This is a genomic window from Rahnella sp. CJA17(1/100), from assembly GCF_963881615.1.
Taxonomy (GTDB): Bacteria; Pseudomonadota; Gammaproteobacteria; order Enterobacterales; family Enterobacteriaceae; genus Rahnella; species Rahnella aceris.
This window is the reverse complement of sequence record NZ_CAWOJA010000067.1, coordinates 1-447: the sequence shown is the minus strand read 5'-3', so window position 1 is coordinate 447 and position 447 is coordinate 1. Positions and strand designations below refer to the sequence as shown.

Annotated in this window: 1 pseudogene; it reads left to right on the top strand. The window is 59.1% G+C overall.

From position 1 onward, the window contains the following. Positions 1-414, top strand: a pseudogene (locus AACU55_RS22115) (LLM class flavin-dependent oxidoreductase); the annotation flags it as partial. Positions 415-447: the final 33 nt, after the last annotated feature.

Below are 447 nucleotides of genomic sequence, written 5' to 3'. Positions count from 1 at the left end.
GTGGCGGATATGCTGGGCGGTGACATTGATTTGCGCGACCTTGCGCTGGATCAGCCCGTTCCGCTGCGGTTGTTACCGGATGTCGATCAGATAAACCGCCGTCGCGGCCGGGCAGAGATTTTTAAGCGTTTCGCCTTGCAGGGACTGACGCTGCGCGAACTGCTCATACAGGCGCAGGAAACCGGCCACTGGTTTGTCGCCGGTACGCCGGAACAGCTGGCCGACGCCATCGAAGAACGCTACCGCGCCGGTGTGCTGGATGTCATTTCCCTGCATGGCCTCGGGCAGGTGGATCAGGAAGACTTGCTGATCAACGGCCTGTTGCCGGAGTTACGGAAAAGGAAACTTATCGATACCGAATACGGGGAGGAGGATTTCAGGGGGAATCTTGGATTAGCATCCAGACTGCCGTAGATCAAGGTCGTGGGCGTCGGCCCACTCCCCCAA